Annotated in this window: 16 protein-coding genes; all 16 read right to left on the bottom strand. The window is 65.6% G+C overall.

Annotated features, from left to right (window positions below; translation table 11 throughout):
* Positions 1-24 precede the first annotated feature (24 nt).
* Entirely contained in the window at positions 25-279 is a 255-nt protein-coding gene (gene fliQ / locus HRU71_10190) for a flagellar biosynthesis protein FliQ (GenBank protein QOJ03829.1), read from the bottom strand.
* Between the two features lie 20 nt (positions 280-299).
* Positions 300-1,166 carry a flagellar type III secretion system pore protein FliP gene (gene fliP, locus HRU71_10185; protein ID QOJ03828.1) on the bottom strand — a complete coding sequence of 289 codons (867 nt, stop codon included), beginning with the start codon at positions 1,164-1,166 and terminating at the stop codon, positions 300-302.
* Between the two features lie 49 nt (positions 1,167-1,215).
* Positions 1,216-1,950: a flagellar biosynthetic protein FliO gene (locus tag HRU71_10180; protein QOJ03827.1), complete on the bottom strand. Its 735-nt coding sequence runs from the start codon at positions 1,948-1,950 to the stop codon at positions 1,216-1,218.
* Between the two features lie 59 nt (positions 1,951-2,009).
* Positions 2,010-2,564 carry a flagellar motor switch protein FliN gene (gene fliN / locus HRU71_10175; GenBank protein ID QOJ03826.1) on the bottom strand — a complete coding sequence of 185 codons (555 nt, stop codon included), beginning with the start codon at positions 2,562-2,564 and terminating at the stop codon, positions 2,010-2,012.
* Positions 2,565-2,594: 30 nt separating this feature from the next.
* Positions 2,595-3,155, bottom strand: a complete 561-nt coding sequence (locus HRU71_10170) for a hypothetical protein (GenBank protein QOJ03825.1) — start codon at positions 3,153-3,155, stop codon at positions 2,595-2,597.
* A 290-nt stretch (positions 3,156-3,445) separates the two neighbouring features.
* Positions 3,446-5,125 (bottom strand): flagellar hook-basal body complex protein, encoded by a 1,680-nt coding sequence (locus tag HRU71_10165; GenBank protein ID QOJ03824.1) that lies wholly within the window; start codon positions 5,123-5,125, stop codon positions 3,446-3,448.
* Positions 5,126-5,209: 84 nt separating this feature from the next.
* Positions 5,210-5,935 (bottom strand): hypothetical protein, encoded by a 726-nt coding sequence (locus HRU71_10160; GenBank protein ID QOJ03823.1) that lies wholly within the window; start codon positions 5,933-5,935, stop codon positions 5,210-5,212.
* Positions 5,936-5,985: 50 nt separating this feature from the next.
* Positions 5,986-7,884 carry a flagellar hook-length control protein FliK gene (locus HRU71_10155; GenBank protein QOJ03822.1) on the bottom strand — a complete coding sequence of 633 codons (1,899 nt, stop codon included), beginning with the start codon at positions 7,882-7,884 and terminating at the stop codon, positions 5,986-5,988.
* Between the two features lie 50 nt (positions 7,885-7,934).
* Entirely contained in the window at positions 7,935-8,588 is a 654-nt protein-coding gene (locus tag HRU71_10150) for a hypothetical protein (protein QOJ03821.1), read from the bottom strand.
* Positions 8,588-9,046, bottom strand: coding sequence for a flagellar FliJ family protein (locus HRU71_10145; GenBank protein QOJ03820.1), 459 nt, complete (start codon positions 9,044-9,046; stop codon positions 8,588-8,590). Before HRU71_10145 ends, HRU71_10150 begins: the two co-directional genes overlap by 1 nt.
* Before the next feature lie 88 nt (positions 9,047-9,134).
* The gene (locus tag HRU71_10140) at positions 9,135-10,499 is read right to left on the bottom strand and encodes a FliI/YscN family ATPase (GenBank protein ID QOJ03819.1); all 1,365 of its coding nucleotides are present in this window, start codon (positions 10,497-10,499) and stop codon (positions 9,135-9,137) included.
* 61 nt (positions 10,500-10,560) lie between these two features.
* Positions 10,561-11,340 carry a hypothetical protein gene (locus HRU71_10135; GenBank protein QOJ03818.1) on the bottom strand — a complete coding sequence of 260 codons (780 nt, stop codon included), beginning with the start codon at positions 11,338-11,340 and terminating at the stop codon, positions 10,561-10,563.
* 21 nt (positions 11,341-11,361) lie between these two features.
* Positions 11,362-12,402: a flagellar motor switch protein FliG gene (gene fliG, locus HRU71_10130; protein ID QOJ03817.1), complete on the bottom strand. Its 1,041-nt coding sequence runs from the start codon at positions 12,400-12,402 to the stop codon at positions 11,362-11,364.
* A 5-nt stretch (positions 12,403-12,407) separates the two neighbouring features.
* The gene (locus tag HRU71_10125) at positions 12,408-14,090 is read right to left on the bottom strand and encodes a hypothetical protein (protein QOJ03816.1); all 1,683 of its coding nucleotides are present in this window, start codon (positions 14,088-14,090) and stop codon (positions 12,408-12,410) included.
* A gap of 122 nt (positions 14,091-14,212) precedes the next feature.
* On the bottom strand, positions 14,213-14,554 hold the full coding sequence (fliE, locus tag HRU71_10120) for a flagellar hook-basal body complex protein FliE (GenBank protein ID QOJ03815.1): 342 nt from the start codon (positions 14,552-14,554) through the stop codon (positions 14,213-14,215).
* A 112-nt stretch (positions 14,555-14,666) separates the two neighbouring features.
* On the bottom strand, positions 14,667-15,068 hold the full coding sequence (gene flgC, locus HRU71_10115) for a flagellar basal body rod protein FlgC (protein QOJ03814.1): 402 nt from the start codon (positions 15,066-15,068) through the stop codon (positions 14,667-14,669).
* Positions 15,069-15,072 lie beyond the last annotated feature (4 nt).

The raw sequence follows: 15,072 nt of genomic DNA, 5'->3' as shown, positions 1-15,072 counted from the left end.
TATTGAATCCCTGACGCTCGCTCCTCATCCGCCTCCCCACAACCGCTGGGTGTATTCCACCATGCGCGTCGTGAGCCACGGGATAAACAGCGCTGTCGCCACGCCCATCGCCACGATCTTCGGCACGAACGTCAGCGTCTGCTCGTGCAACTGCGTCACGGCCTGCACGATGCTGATGATCAACCCCACGACCATGCCGATCGCCATGATCGGCCCGGCGAGGATCAACGCGAGCAGCAACGCCTCGTGCGCCAAGTCCAGTGCCGTTCCGGTGTCCATGCCTTACTCCGACGCCGCGCTCATCCGAAACTGTGCAAGAGCGACCCGACCACCATGCCCCAGCCATCAGCCAGCACGAACAGCATCAGCTTGAACGGCAGCGAAATCAGCACCGGCGGCAGCATCATCATGCCCATGCTGATCAGAATCGACGCGATGACCATGTCGATGACGAGGAACGGAAGATAAATCTTGAAACCCATCACGAACGCCGTCTTCAACTCGCTCAAGACGAAGGCCGGAACCAGCTCGGCCAGCCGCACGTCGTCACGCTTCAGCTCGGCGCCATCGGGCAGCGGGCCGCGCGCGTACTCGGCGAATAAATAGACGTTCTCCTCATTACCGGCGGCTTCAATCTGACGGAACATGAACTCCCGCAGCGGCGCGCTGCCGCGATCCAGGGCCGTCGCCTGGTCCATGCGCCCTTCCAGGTACGGGTCCACCCCTTCGGCCTTCATCTTCTGCCACGTCGGCGCCATCACGAGCATCGTCATGATGAGCGACAGGCCCACCAGCACCTGGCCCGGCGGAAGCTGCTGCGCCCCGATCGCCTGACGCAGCAGCGCCAGCACGACCATGATGCGCGTGAAGCTCGTCATCATGATGAGGATGGACGGCGCGAGCGAAAGCACCGTGAGCAGGACGAGAATGCGGAGCGACGCCGACACGCCCGCGCCGTCCTTCGCAGCCGGAACCAGCCCGCTCACGTCGGGAATGCCCAACGGATTGTCGACGTGAATCGCTCGCGATGCGGAGGGCTGGTCCTGCGCGATGGCGGGAGCAACCACCGTACCGAGTAACAGTGCGGCGGCGCAGAATGCCCGCGCGACGCGCAAGCTCGCACGATTCCCACTGACTGCTCGTCCGCCTTCGCGCTCCGCGCGCATCACGCAACTCCGTTGCGAATCCCACGGCGGCATCCTGCCGCCGATCGCATCACCGCGCCGCCGCGCCGCGCCGGGCCATGCTGCGAACCCGGTCCGCCAGCGCCGACACGCTCGGAAGCGACCCATTTACCCATGACTCGTTCCGCCCAGGCACCTGCTCCGACTCTTCGCTGCCCGCCTCATTCAGCGCACCAGGCCGGTACGCGCTCATCATCCCGACCAGCGCGCTGCGAAACGACTCCGCCCGTTGGCTCGACGCCGCCGCGATCAACAGCGCCGCCTCATCCGGGTCGCTTATTTCTGCTAGCGTATTGATCCGATCTGGTGTCAGGCCGACCAGCACGACCCGCCGACCCAGCCGCACCAGACACAGGCTCTGCTTGGGTGACAGCACGCAGCGCGACAGCACCGTGATCGCACCGTCTCCACCGGCACGCCCCATCCGGGGGAACAGCCGCCGCGCCGCCCATGCCAGCGCGACGATCACCACCAGCACAACCGCCAACGGCAACCAGATGCGCAACCCACTGGTCGCAGCGCTCGCACGGCCCGGTGCGCGGTCGCCCGTCGCCGCGTTCGCACGGCGCTCCGTCCCTCGCCGAATCACCCCCGCACCAAATGGTTCCGGCGAGCTTGCGCTCGCTGATGCTGCAAGCCCCCCGGCCGAGGACGAATCCGTCAACACGGATCCATCGGTCTGCACGGGAGCATTGGTGACGACCCGACCGCTTTCATCCTCCGCGATCACGCGCGACGCGGCGCAGAGCAGAATCGCTGCGGCCATGCCCCGCGCTGCGCATCGTACGAACGAAATGACATAATAATGACGCACGCGACGCTCCCCTAATTGGCCGCGTGTTCCAGGTCCGGCGTAATGATTTCGCTGATGCGGACGCAAAAGTTATCGTTGAGCACCAGCACTTCGCCCCGCGCCACGAGCCGATCGTTCACCAGCACGTCCACCGGGTCGCCCGCCAGCTTGTCCAGCTCCACGACCGAGCCTTCGCCCAGTTTGAGCACCTCCTCGATCAGCATCTGCGCCCGGCCCAGCTCGATCGTGACGTTCAACTCCACGTCGTTCAGCAGATCGATGGCCGCGGTCGCTGCGGTAGCCGTTCCACCCGCCGCGCGATCCGGTTCGAACTCCGGCAGGTCCATCGCCGCTCCGCCGCCGACTTCTGCCCGCGCCGGCGCCGTCGCTTCTTTGCCTGATGCCGGAACAGCTTCCGGCGCGGCCCCCGGCGACGCCGCCATCGTCGACGCGCTCGACGTCGCATCCCCCACCGCATCGGGCGGCGGGGTCGCGGAGTCCGGCGCTTCGGCCACCGGTTGACCTGGATTGGGATTGGGTTCCTGCTGTGCCATCGGCTCCGCCTTCCCTGGCTTGCTCGCGGACATCCTGTCCGACCGTTTCGATCCGGCGAGCGCTTAGAAGCCCGCCGGGATCGGTGTGCACTCGGGGATCAACACCTGTTCAATCGCCCTGTCATCCCCAAACAACGTGCTCAACTCAAATCGAATCTGCCGCTTGAGCGTCTCCAGCCCCGGCTCGGCAAGATGCCCCTCGTCGGCGCTGCGAACCACGCGACTGATCACGTCTTCGATCGTGCTCTTGCGATTCTCCATGAACTCGCGAATGCGATCGGCCTCGGCATGATGCACGCTCAACACAACGTTGACGCTGTACAACACCGTCCGCGCGCCATTGTTGTTCGGCACGCGCACCTTCGCGACCGGCATCTCCACGCTCTGCGCCCAGGGCTTGCTCGTGACCGTCATCTCCTGCATGCCGTGCGTGGGGTCCGGTTCGGTGCCCAGGAACTTCATGCACGCGAAGATGGCCACGCCTTCGATCAGCATCGCCCCGCCGAAGATGGCCATCGTCATCATCTTGCCCGATTTGCCGCTGGCCTTTTCGGGCGCCGCTTCCCCCGCGCCGTCCTTGGCGGGTTCCTCTTTGGGCTTGTCTTTGGCCTTGTCTTGCGCCATCGTGATGCGACTCGAATCAAATAAACCAATCGGCCATCGCCGCGCGACCCGACGCCCCACGCAGACGGATGAGGCAACGCCCACCCTGACGTTCAGCAAGCGCAGAGCGCACGCCTACTACCGTTTATCGGTACATATCACCATCGGCTGAAACGACGCGTGAGTCGGCAATTCCTGCGCGAGGGGTCAGCAGCTGGGTAAGCCGTACCCACCCTGCGATCCTGCCCCGATCGTGCTTCCGTGCCTGGCGCCCGACGTTTTGGCGTTTCAGCGTCTTGGTGTTTCCTTCTTTACCGCCGCGCGATCAGCAGCAGCTCCTGAAGCAACTGGTCCGACGTGGTAATGATCCGGCTTGCCGCCGAGAACGCCGTGGACGACGTGATCAGGTTGATGAACTCGCGCGAAAGATCGACGTTGGAAAGCTCCAGCGTGCCCGCGCTCACCTTGCCCGCGCCGAGCGTCAGCGGGGTTGTGATCCGCGCCTCGCCGCTGTTCGGCCCGACGAAGTAGATGTTGTTCGCCCGCGCGAGGAGGCCGGCCGGATTGGCAAACGTCGCCAGCGCGATCTGGCCGATCGTCTGGTTCAACCCGTTGGTGAAGGTGCCCGTGATGATTCCGTCCTGCCCGACGCTGTAATCCACCAGCGTGCCCGACGAGAAGCCGTCCTGGAAACTCATGACCATGCCCGACGCGCCGGACGTGAGACCGTTCAGGCGAGTCAGGTCAAGCGAGACGGGCAGCGGATCGTTCGCGCCGGTGCCGACCCGGTTGATGACGATGCCGCTCTCCGGCGCGCTGACGAATTGGCCGTTGGCGTTGAAAGTCAGCGTGCCCGTGCCCACCGAGAAATCCAGATCGCTGTCGTCACCCGATGTCGCGTAGAACCGCCACGTGCTGCTTCCCGTCGTACGCTGCTCGAGCACCATCGTGACGTTCACGCGCAGCGGCGTGCCGAGCGAATCGTAAAGAATGAACGATGTGTGCGCGCTCTCCCCGTTGGCGGCCTGCGCCTCCGTGAACAAAAACGGCAACTGCGTCGCGCCGCTGCTCGTCAGCGTGCCTGCCTGAATGCTCAACGCGTTTTGCGTGCCCACGTTGCCGCTGAACTCCAACCGCCCGTCCAGCGTGACCGACACCCCGGGCGATCCTCCAACCCCGGCGGTCGTGTCGATGCCGAGCACCTGGTCCATCCAGTTCAGGAAATCGCCAACCGTCGTTCCGGTCGTGCCGACGATGAATTCGGCCGTGGGCACGTCGCGGCCGCCGCGCTTCACGCCGTTGACGGTGATCACATCGCCATTGGCCAGCAGCGGCACGCCCCCCGGCTCCTTCACGTCGGTCAGTGCGGTGGCGGCGGTGATCGGCAAGTCGGCGGCATCGTGGAGTATCTGCGAGCGCAGGATCGTGCCCTGCGTGGCGACGACGCCGCTGGAGTTCAGCGTGCCGTCGAGTCGCGCCGAGCTCGTCGCCCGCGCGGTCGTCAAGGTGCCCAGCGGAATCGCAATATCCGTCAACGCGCCGGGAAGCAACTCGAAATTCGAGTTGACGGCGTAGCCCTGCACGTAGAAACCGTCCTGCGTCAGCAGGCGGCCGTCGGCGCTAAGCGAGAAGGCGCCATCTCGCGTATAGACGTTTTCATTTTCCGGCGTGCGCAGCACGAAGAAGCCCTCGCCTTCGACCGCGAGATCGCTGGGGACGCCGGTCGTCTCGACCGAACCGGGCAGGAAGCTGCGCTGCACCGCGCCGATGGTCGAGCCAAGTCCGATCTGCATCGGGTTCGTGCCGCCCTGCCCCTCGCCGGGCTTGGTGCCGCCCGAGATCGTGCGCGAGAACTGCGTCTGAAACAGCGTGCGCGATCCCTTGAAACCGATCGTGTTGATGTTCGCGATGTTGTCGCCGATCACGTCCAGCCGAAACTGGCTTGAGTTCAAACCCGACAAACCCGTGTACAGTGCGGATGTCAAACCCATACCGATCTACCTCCCGTGGCGAAGGTTGTGTGTCCCAGGATTCCCAATGACGACGTTCTCTCTTCCCCTCCATCGAAGCGAATCTCACAGCTCCAGCCCGAAACTCGGCGCGAGCAGCGCCGCAAGAACGTCACCTCCATGGGTCCATTGCGCGTTGAGCTTCACCGCGCCGGGCTGATTCATCGTCGCGGCAATTGACGGCGTGTTTCGCAGGCGCGACGCAACGAACGCCCCCGCATCGCCCGGGTCATCCTCCCCGCCAGCGTCATCCACCGCGCCGTCGCCCTCGCCGGCCGGATCGGTGTCTTCGCCCGCGGGATCACCCGTCGGCGGCACGCGCCCCAGCTCCTGCTGAAGCTGCGCCAGAATGTCCGGCGGCAGGTTCTCGACCAGCGTCACCTGCTCGACCTTGCTCGCCGGCAGCGAACGCCCGTTGTGCAGTTCAAGAATCGCGTTGCCGCGCTCAAAGCGAACGCCGATGACCAGCCCCTGAAGCTCCGTCGCGTTGCCGGCGTTGTCCGTCACGCGACCCGCGACGTAGTGCCCGATCAGGCCCGACGTCGCACCGAACCGCTGCTCCGACGCCAGCGCCGACAACGTCGCCGTGAGATTCTCCGACTGCTCCATCTGTCGAATGCTCGACATCTGATTCAACAACTGCTGATTGTCCGTCGGCTTCATCGGGTCCTGCGCCTGCAACTGCGCGATCATCAATGCGAAAAAATCCTCGCCCTTCAAATCATCAAACCCACGCGTCGTCGCCCGTTGCGTCGGGATGAACGTGCTTGAACCAATTGTCGAAGCTTCCATGTCAAAACCTTTCCACAACTCGGCGCGCCGCGCCGCCTGATCTCAACCCGCTACGCCACCAGATTCATCGCGCCGGCTCGCATCGACACCGCCGATCCGGCATTGAATCCGCTCGCTTCGTCCCCCTGAACAGCTTCACGCGCGGCCGACCACGCATCGTCACCTGATCCTGTCGTCTCCGCGGGAGTCCACCCGTCTCGCCAGGAATGTCCCGCCCCGCCGTCGCGATCGGCATGCCCTTCCGAGAAGAATCCTTCCGAACCGCCATGGTGCCCGCCCGGCTGCTGATTCGCGCTCGAGTCCGACTCCTGCCCGAGCGAACCTCCGTGCGCATCGGCCGTGCGAATGATGACCTGTGACTTATCTATCGAAATGCCGTGCGCGCTCAACGCGTCGCGCAGCTCCGGCAGGCGCGTCTCGACGAGCTTCGCCACGGCGCGGCTCTGCACGTCCACGCGAAGGCTCATCGTCTGCTCTTCCATGCGCACTTCCAGGCGCATGCGACCCAGCTCCGGCGGATCCAGTTGCAGTGTGACCTCCTGCTTCCCCGAGCCGCTCGCACCACCCAGCAACCGCACTGCCGCGTCCAAACCGCCCGCAGCCGGCTGCTGCGCCAGCAGCAATTCCGCCACGCGCGTTGCCGCCGGGCTTTGCTGACCCAGGAGCGCGCCGAACGCCTTCGGCGGCAGCGCATTCCCGCGCTCACCCGATGATGTCACGTTCAGGACACTCGTCCCGGCATGAGCTTCGCTTCCGGTCGTGCCTGCGGCCCACGAATTACCGCTCAAATCCCCGTTGTGCGACGCCAGCAGGGCTTTCGCCAGGGAGGCCGCCGCGGAATCGCCCTCGACGCGCGACACCCCCACCCGTTCCAACGCCGCGCGCGACCACGGCTCGACTCCGACGCTCACCGAACCCGATGACGCCTGCGATGCGCCACCGCCAGCGCTGGACGCATCGGACGCGCTCACGCCGCTCGTCGGAGACTCGCTCGCGCGATCAACACCCGCGCTGCTCGACACCTTCGCCTTGACCGCCGCCTGCCGCTGCGCCACCGCCCCGCCCTCCGCCGACTCGCGAGCCGAAGCCGATCCCGATGCCGTATCGGCCGCGTTATCTGTATCCGACGCGCTCGTTTGCACGGCACCAATCGCCTTGATGACATCCTCCGCACGGCCGATCGTCGCGCTCAACGCACCCGGCGTCTGGCCGCCGTTCGAGGTCGGTGACGCGGTTGTCACGCCGTTGCCCTGGTTCTTGATTTGTGATGGGTGACGCGCGCTCGCGTCCGCGATGAAGCGCCGACCGGCCCAACCGGCTCGCCCCGTCTCCGGCGACGTTGCCAGTTTCACCTTCTCCGCAAGTTCCAGCTCGGGATCATCCACCCCGAGTTTGCCAAGCGGGATCACGCGGTCCTGCGGTTTGAATTCGGGTTGGGCCGGTTTCTTGATGTCGACCGTCGCCTGAAGGACTGCCTTGTCAGCCGACGACGACGCCTTCCACGGTGAGGTCGCGCCGCGAGACTCCGCCTCATTCGATTGTGCCGCCTTCGAGGCCGAGGCTTCCGCTTCTATCGAAGCCGCACTGACCCACTCCCCATCGGCCGCAACCGGCTCCGCCAGCGCGACCGCGATCTGGAGTGTGCCAGCAATCTGCGCCTCGGCACCTTGTCGCGATTCGACTTGCGTACTCTCCGGCGACGTCGCCTCGTCGCGCGGTGCCTCGGCTTCGTCTGATTGTGACGGGGAAGGTTCTTCCGGCCGCTGGACCTGCTCGGGACGCCTGGACGAGGCGTCGTCGCGCGCGGACGTTCGCAACTGCTTCAACTCACGCGTGAACGAGCGTTCGGTCGGCCGCGCCGACGAACCATCAAATGGAATTCGTGCACCGCCGTCAGATGCCGGCGCCGGTCGACGCAGGAGCTGCGTCAGGAGTCGGGCCATCTCCATGGGTGGCTCCTTCCGACCATGGCGGCATACGGCCCGCGCGATCGGAACGATTAGGAGCTGCCGCCCAGGACCTCCGCCCGTGCTGCATTCTGCTCATGTAACTTGTCCAAAATGCGCCCGATCCACAGGCGCTCCTCGGGTTCCTTGCACTCGCCGACGATCTTGCGGCCGACCCGCGCATCCAGCGCCATGAGCGTCCGCACCACGTCGGCGTCCGGCTTGAGCCGCAACAGCGCCTTGGCGTCCTTCGCCTTGATGCCGCCGAGAATCTCAAGCTCTTTCGCGAAACCATCGTCGCTTCCTGCCGCGGCCTGCTGCCGCACTTCTTCGGCGAACCGCTTGCGATCAGCCTCGAGCGACTCCTTCTCGCGCACCATCGCGAGTTGCTGCATCTCCAGCAGCTTCCACGCATTGGCGATTTCCTGACTGCGCCGCTCAAGTTCCGTCCTCGCGATCTCTTCCGCCGTCTCGCGCTGCCTCAACTGCTCCGCTGTCGCCGGCTGCGGTGAATCCTGACCCGGCTGCGACGCCGCACTCGGCTGCGTCGTGGCCGCGGGAGACTCGCCCCGCAACACCGCGAGCGCCGCGTGCACCCGATCGCGTGACAAATAGCCTCGCGTCGCCGCCCACGCCGCCACGCCCGTCAGCGCCGCCGCGTTTAACATCGTCACAATTGCCGCCGCAAAAAAAGCGCGCTTGAGCATCAGATTCTCACTTCCTGACCCGCGCCGGCCGCGAAGCGCGCCGTGTTCATCTCATCCAACTGGCGCGCTTCGACGCGCTGCGATTCGGCAATAACTGACGCACGCCAACGCTCCTTCAGGCGATCCAGCACGCCGACCTGCTTCCGAGCGTCATTTAACACCGCGCGCTCCTGCGCGAGCATTGCGCGGTGACCTGCAACTTCGGCCTGTGCCTCCAACACGCCCAGCCGCAATCGCCCCAGCCAGTGCCGAGACCAGCGCAATTGTTCCACATCAAGATTCTTGTTTTTTTCTCCAAGCGACGCCCGAATCGCCTCGGTTTCCTGCGAAATACGCTCCGATAACGCCGCCTGACGCTGCTCCACTTCCGCGATCTGACGCAGCCGCGCCGCCACCACCCGCCGGGCCGCGTCCTCCTTCGCCCGGCGAATCTTCAGCAGCGTCTCAAATCGATACATGCGTCGTGATTTCATCTCGTGGGACCTTTTACCGTGAGCCGATCCCGATCACCTACGTGCCCTCGCCCATCGGCGAGCCGTGCTCATCCTACTTCTGTCGTTTTGGCGCTTCGGCGTTTGGACGCTTGGGCGTTTCCTTCCGCTCAAACTCCTCCACCAGCGCCATCAGCGCCGCCTTCGACGCCTCGAAATCCACGCCGACGTCCATCTCCTGCCGAAGGAACGCGGTGACCGCCGGCATCATTCGTATCGCCAGGTCGTACTCCGGATTGCTGCCCGCCGCGTACGCCCCGATGTTCACCAGGTCCTCGATCTCGTCCCACACCGCCAGCAATCGACGAACCGCGGTCGCCGCTTCCAACTGCTTCGCGTCCACCACGTCCGGCATCACCCGGCTCACACTCTCCAGCACGCTCACCGCCGGATACTGCCCCCGATTCGCCAGCCGCCGCGACAGCACAATGTGACCGTCGAGAATTCCTCGCACCGCATCGGACACCGGCTCGTTCACGTCGTCGCCTTCCACCAGCACGGTGTACAGACCCGTGATGCTGCCACTTTCGGTCCGACCGCTTCGTTCCAGCAGCCTCGGCAACATCGCGAACACACTCGGCGGATACCCTTTCGTCGCCGGCGGCTCGCCCGCCGCCAGGCCGATCTGCCGCGCCGCCATCGCCAGGCGCGTCACCGAATCCATCAGCAGCAGCACGTTGGCGCCCTGATCCCGGAAATACTCTGCGATCGCCGTCGCCACGAAGCACGCGCGCACGCGCAGCGGCGGAGATTGATCCGACGTGCTCACCACCAGCACGCTCCGCGCCAGCCCGCGCTCACCGAGATCCTTCTCGATGAAATCGCGCACCTCGCGGCCACGCTCGCCGACCAGCGAGATCACCGCCACATCGGCCGACGTATGCCGCGCCATCATGCCGAGCAAAATGCTCTTGCCGACGCCCGTGCCCGCGAAAACGCCCAGCCGCTGACCGCAACCCGGCGTCAGCATCGCGTTGATTGAGCGAATCCCAACGGAAAGCGGCGCGTCGATGCGCGGCCGACGCAGCGCATCGGGCGCCGCGCGATGCAACGGATAATGGGCATCCAGCGCCGCGACCGGCAGGCCATCGCTGGGCCGACCCATGCCGTCCAGGACGCGCCCAAGCAATCCCGGACCGACCGCGACCTTTTGCGTGCTGGTCACATGGCGGATCCATTGGCCCTTGGCGATTCCCTCCGCGCCGCAGAGCGGCATCAGCAACGTCGCCTGCTCACGGAAGCCGATCACCTCCGCCAGCGCCGAACGACCGCCGCCGAAATCAATCTCACACAACGACCCGACCGGCACCGGCAACCCCGCGGCGCAGATCGTCATGCCCGTGCATGACAACACCCGCCCGGTCACACTCAACGTGTCCGCGCGCCGCGCCGTCTCGATCGCTTCCGCCAGCACCGTCATCGATTGTCGCCTCGCCGTCGCGCCGTCGTACCGCCTCGCTGACGTGCGATCCGCACCCCATTTAGCCGGCGCGCTTGTCCGCCGAGTCCGTGTCCAGTCCCAGCGCTGCCAGCCGCTCGCGCCATCCGCTCACCAGCTCATCCGCAACCCGGTCGAGCCGCTGGGCAATCGTCGCGTCCACCACCGAATCGGCCGTCTCGATCCGCACACCGCCGCGCGCCACCGACTCATCCGCCACGATGCGAATGTGTGAACTCTCTTCCGCGACGCCCTGCACCGACGCGGCGAAGCGCTCCAGCGCCGCCGCATCCGCCGGATTCACGCGCACCATCGCCTGCGTCGCCCGACCGACCATCTCCAGCGCTTCGCCCATCGCGCCCAGCGCAACCTGCGTCACCACCGATTCATCCGCCGCCAGCCGCGACCACACGCGCGAGGCGATCGTCGCACCGAGCAGCACCACATCACGCCGCGCCTCGGCGTACAACTGCTCCCGCCGCGCGGCAAACGCGGCCAGCGCCTCGGTCAGCGCCCGCCCCAGCGCAGCGTGTTCCTCCGCGAAGCGTGCCCGCGCTTCCTCCAGCGCCGCGGCGTGGCCTGTCTCCTGCCCACGCGCCTGGCCCTGCGCGTACCCTTCCCGATGCGCCGTCTGCCGGGTTAATTCACTCTGCGCGTGTGCCGCGGCACGCGCCTCGGCGATGATCCGCTCCGCCTGTGCACGCGCCGCGGCCAGCACCTGCGCCGCCTCGTGCTCGATGTCGCGCAGGTCCAGCGAATACATCCCACGCGTCGCCAGCCGCGCATCGCCCGCCTTGATCACCGATCGAATCGCTCGCGTCATGCCGCCCTTTCGCACCCTCGCCTAGACGACGAGTTCCTTCTCGCCGCCGCGACCGGCGATGATGATCTCGCCGGCGTCCTCCAACCGCCGAACAATGTCCACGATCTTCTGCTGCGCCGCCTCGACATCCGACAGCCGCACCGGACCCATGTACTCCATCTCCTCGGCGATCATCTGGGCCGCACGCTCCGACATGTTCGACAGAATCTTCTGCTTCAACTCGTCCGTCGCCGTGCGCATCGCCAGCACCAGCTCGCTCGTCTCCACTTCCTTCAGAACGGCCTGGATGCCCTTGTCGTTGACCAGCAGAATGTCCTCGAAGACGAACATCAGCCGGCGAATCTGTTCCACCAGCTCGGGATCCTCCTCGCCGAGCTTCTCAAGAATCCCCTGCTCGGTGGATCGATCACACAGGTTGAGAATCTCCGCCACGCTCTCCACCCCGCCGACGCGCTGCAACCGCTCCGTCACCAGACCGCTCAACCGATGCTCCAGTCCGCGCTCGACTTCCTTGATGACCTCCGGGCTGGTCTGCTCCATGCGCGAGATGCGCGCGACGACTTCCTTCTGTTTCTCCTCTTTCAATCCCCCCAGAATCTCGCTCGCCTTGTCCGGCGTCAGGTGCGCCAGGATCAGCGCGATCGTCTGCGGGTGTTCGTCCTGGATGAACGTCAGCAGGTTCTCCGTCGCCGCCTTGTGCAGGAACGTGAACGGCTTGGAGTTGAACTGATGCTCCACCGTGTGCATGATCCGCTCGAAGTCTTCCTTGTTCAGCGCCGTGCTCAACAAGCTCCTCGCGCAGGCCAGCCCGCCGACTTCGCCGTACCGCCGCGCCAGCGCCAAGCCGTGAAACTCCTCAATCACTGACTGCCGCACCGACTCGTCCAGCTCCGAAATGTGCGCGATCTCCCGCGTCAGTGCCTCGATCGAATCGCCGTCCAGTTGACGCAGGATCGCCGACGCCGTCTCCCGGCTAAGGCTGACGAGCAGAATCGCCGCCTTGCGCAGACCGCTCTGCTTCTCCTCGTCCTCCTTCTGGTTGCGATTGTTGCGCGCCGCCATCTCGTCTATTTCTCTTCCTGCAGCCAATGATGGACAATGTTCGCCGCCGACGCCGGATCCTCCCGAACCATCTGACTGATCTGCTGCACAATCTGATGCGTCCGCACCGTCTTCTCATCCACTTCGTGGCCTTCCATCACCGCGTCGGTCTCCTCGGCCTCGCCGACCAGCATCGTCCCGCCGCCCAGCTTCTGAAGCGGACCGTCCGGATCGCCAAACCCGCCGAAACCCCCGCCGATCGATGCGCCCGCCGGCACGGGCCGATTCCGACCGGCTCGCCCGATCGCTCCCGCGCCCTGCCGCGCCAAACGCATCAACATGAACAAGCTGAACAACACGAGCAACCCGACGCCGATCTGCGCCCCATAGTCCCGCGCCAGCGCCACCATGCCCGTCGACTGCGTCGCCGGCGCGCTGGACTCCGGCGCCGCCATGTCGTAGTACCAATTCACCACGACCTGCTCATCCGACGTCGCGTTGATCAACGGCTTCACCAGCGCGCGAATCTTCGGCAACTCCGCCTCTGCGATCTTGCCGATCACCGCGTCATCGGGTTGACCACCGCCGCCGCCCGCGGCGCCCACCGCCGACGCGATGCGCTCCAGGTAACTCCGCGGCACGTTGATCGCCGCCGTCAGCTTCTCCACCACCCCCACCGCGTGATTCGTGCTGCGCACCTTCGTGTCGCGCTCACCCTTGAGGCTCGTCTCCGTCTCTTCCTTCGTGTTCGACGTGCCCGTTCCACCGTCACTGATGCTGCGCCCCTGGTTCGGCCGCACGCCCGGACCGGTCGCCGTCGACGCGCTGCGCGTCTCTTCGGTGCGCGATGTTTCGTTATCCACCGCTGGCGGGCCGAGGGTCTTCTCCTGAATCTGTTCCTCGCTCGTGCGAAGCTGCGCGTGCACGTTGACCAGCACGCCGGGAATGTATCGCAACTGGTCGTACACCTTCTGCGAATGGTAATCCTCGGCGTGACGCTGGATGTCCAGCAACTCGCTGGGCACCTCCCCGGTGCTCTCCGGCGGACGATAGAACCGCACGCCGTCGGTGATCTTCACGTTGCGCGGGTCCAGACCGCTCACGGCCCCGGCCACGAAGTTCGCAATCGCCGCCACGCGCTGCTTGTCCAGCGATTCGCCTTCCGCAAGCGTCAGATGCACGCTCGCCCGCGACTGCGTGGACTTGCCCGAGAACCCTCGCGTCTGCGGAACCTCTATAAAGACATGTGCATCTTTAACGCCACGAAACCGGCCGATCACACCCGACAGCTCCGCCTCCAGCCCGCGATTCTCCATCCACACGCGGCTGCGGTCGCCCATGAAGACGCTGCTCGCCTTCACCAGCGCGGCATAACCCAGGCTCGTGTCCTTCGGCAGCGATCCGCTCTGCGCCAGCATCGCCGTCAATTGCTCCCGGCGGCCTTCGTCCCCCTGGATGAGAATGCGATCCCCGTCCACTTTCGACCGTTCCCCCGCCACGGCCAGCGACGCCTGGATCGACTGAATCTGTTCCGGTGTGAACGATTGCGGCAGCAGCGGCACCCACTCCGGCTGGCCGCTCCAGCGCACCAGACCGTACATGCCGCCGATCAGCACCACCACGAGCAGGCCGATCGCCGCACGCTGCGAAACCGACGTGCCGCGGAGCTGCTCCCCGATCTGCCTCAATTGTGACGACAGGAAATCCATTTCCGTCTGATTCCGATCCCGGCTCCGCCGGGAAGTTCGCCATGCATCGTCCGCTTGGTGCCTGGAACCGATACACGACAGCGCCGATCCGACGCCCCGCCGCATTCAGGCTCACGGCTCGCCTACACCCGCATCTGTTTGATCTCCGTGTACGCTTCCATCAGCTTATTGCGAATCTCCATCAGCAGATCGAACGCGATGCCGGCCTTGCGACTGGCCGTCAGCACTTCCGACACGTTGTTCGTCTCGCCCGTCATCAGGCGCTGCACGCCCTCGTTCGCTTCCGTCTGAAGCGCGTTCACCTTGTCCAGGCTCTCCAGCAGAAAGCTCTTGAAGTCCTTCCCTCCCGCCGCGCCCGTCTTCGCGACCGGCGACGCCCTGCCGAGGCCGTCGGCCTCCTTCAGCGGATTCGCGCCGGTCAGCGGCTTCAGGCCCTCCAGGTTCTTGATGCCTAGGTCTGACATGACTGCCCTTCCTTCACCGAACTTCAGACTGGGTGCCGCGAGTTACCTTCATGCCTTCGAGACAACTCATGGGTGCGTCTCACACGCACCCGGCGGCTCATGGCTCACGCCTCTACGCCAGCAACCGCAGCGTGCTCGCCACGATCGACTTCGTCGCCTCCGCCGCCGTCACGTTCGCTTCGTACGCCCGCACCGCCACCATCGCGTTCACCATCTCCGTCGCGAGATCCACGTTCGGATACCGCACGATCCCACGCGCATCCGCATCGGGATGGCCCGGGTCCTTCACTTCACGCGGCTTGCCGGAATGGTCTTCGACAATCTTCTCCACGTGCACGCCCGCCCCGCCACGGCCGTCGCCCGGCGCGAACAACGCCACCTGTCGCAGGTACGGACCGTCGCCACCGTCGGCTCGACGCGTCGTCTGCGCGTTGGCGATGTTCGCCGAGATCGTGTCCAGCCACGTCCGCTGCGCCGCGAGGCCGCTCGTGCTGATGTCCAATGCGCCGAACATACGT

It is taken from the genome of Planctomycetia bacterium, from assembly GCA_015200345.1.
Lineage (GTDB): Bacteria > Planctomycetota > Phycisphaerae > UBA1845 > UTPLA1 > PLA3.
The sequence above is the reverse complement of the archived record's forward strand: the minus strand, read 5'-3'. Positions and strand labels throughout refer to the sequence as shown.

Coding starts and splice junctions, on each gene's coding strand:
- fliQ (QOJ03829.1), bottom strand. CDS start 279: ATGGACACCGGAACGGCACTGGACTTGGCGCACGAGGCGTTGCTGCTC.
- fliP (QOJ03828.1), bottom strand. CDS start 1,166: ATGCGCGCGGAGCGCGAAGGCGGACGAGCAGTCAGTGGGAATCGTGCG.
- HRU71_10180 (QOJ03827.1), bottom strand. CDS start 1,950: ATGGCCGCAGCGATTCTGCTCTGCGCCGCGTCGCGCGTGATCGCGGAG.
- fliN (QOJ03826.1), bottom strand. CDS start 2,564: ATGTCCGCGAGCAAGCCAGGGAAGGCGGAGCCGATGGCACAGCAGGAA.
- HRU71_10170 (QOJ03825.1), bottom strand. CDS start 3,155: ATGGCGCAAGACAAGGCCAAAGACAAGCCCAAAGAGGAACCCGCCAAG.
- HRU71_10165 (QOJ03824.1), bottom strand. CDS start 5,125: ATGGGTTTGACATCCGCACTGTACACGGGTTTGTCGGGTTTGAACTCA.
- HRU71_10160 (QOJ03823.1), bottom strand. CDS start 5,935: ATGGAAGCTTCGACAATTGGTTCAAGCACGTTCATCCCGACGCAACGG.
- HRU71_10155 (QOJ03822.1), bottom strand. CDS start 7,884: ATGGAGATGGCCCGACTCCTGACGCAGCTCCTGCGTCGACCGGCGCCG.
- HRU71_10150 (QOJ03821.1), bottom strand. CDS start 8,588: ATGCTCAAGCGCGCTTTTTTTGCGGCGGCAATTGTGACGATGTTAAAC.
- HRU71_10145 (QOJ03820.1), bottom strand. CDS start 9,046: ATGTATCGATTTGAGACGCTGCTGAAGATTCGCCGGGCGAAGGAGGAC.
- HRU71_10140 (QOJ03819.1), bottom strand. CDS start 10,499: ATGACGGTGCTGGCGGAAGCGATCGAGACGGCGCGGCGCGCGGACACG.
- HRU71_10135 (QOJ03818.1), bottom strand. CDS start 11,340: ATGACGCGAGCGATTCGATCGGTGATCAAGGCGGGCGATGCGCGGCTG.
- fliG (QOJ03817.1), bottom strand. CDS start 12,402: ATGGCGGCGCGCAACAATCGCAACCAGAAGGAGGACGAGGAGAAGCAG.
- HRU71_10125 (QOJ03816.1), bottom strand. CDS start 14,090: ATGGATTTCCTGTCGTCACAATTGAGGCAGATCGGGGAGCAGCTCCGC.
- fliE (QOJ03815.1), bottom strand. CDS start 14,554: ATGTCAGACCTAGGCATCAAGAACCTGGAGGGCCTGAAGCCGCTGACC.
- flgC (QOJ03814.1), bottom strand. CDS start 15,068: ATGTTCGGCGCATTGGACATCAGCACGAGCGGCCTCGCGGCGCAGCGG.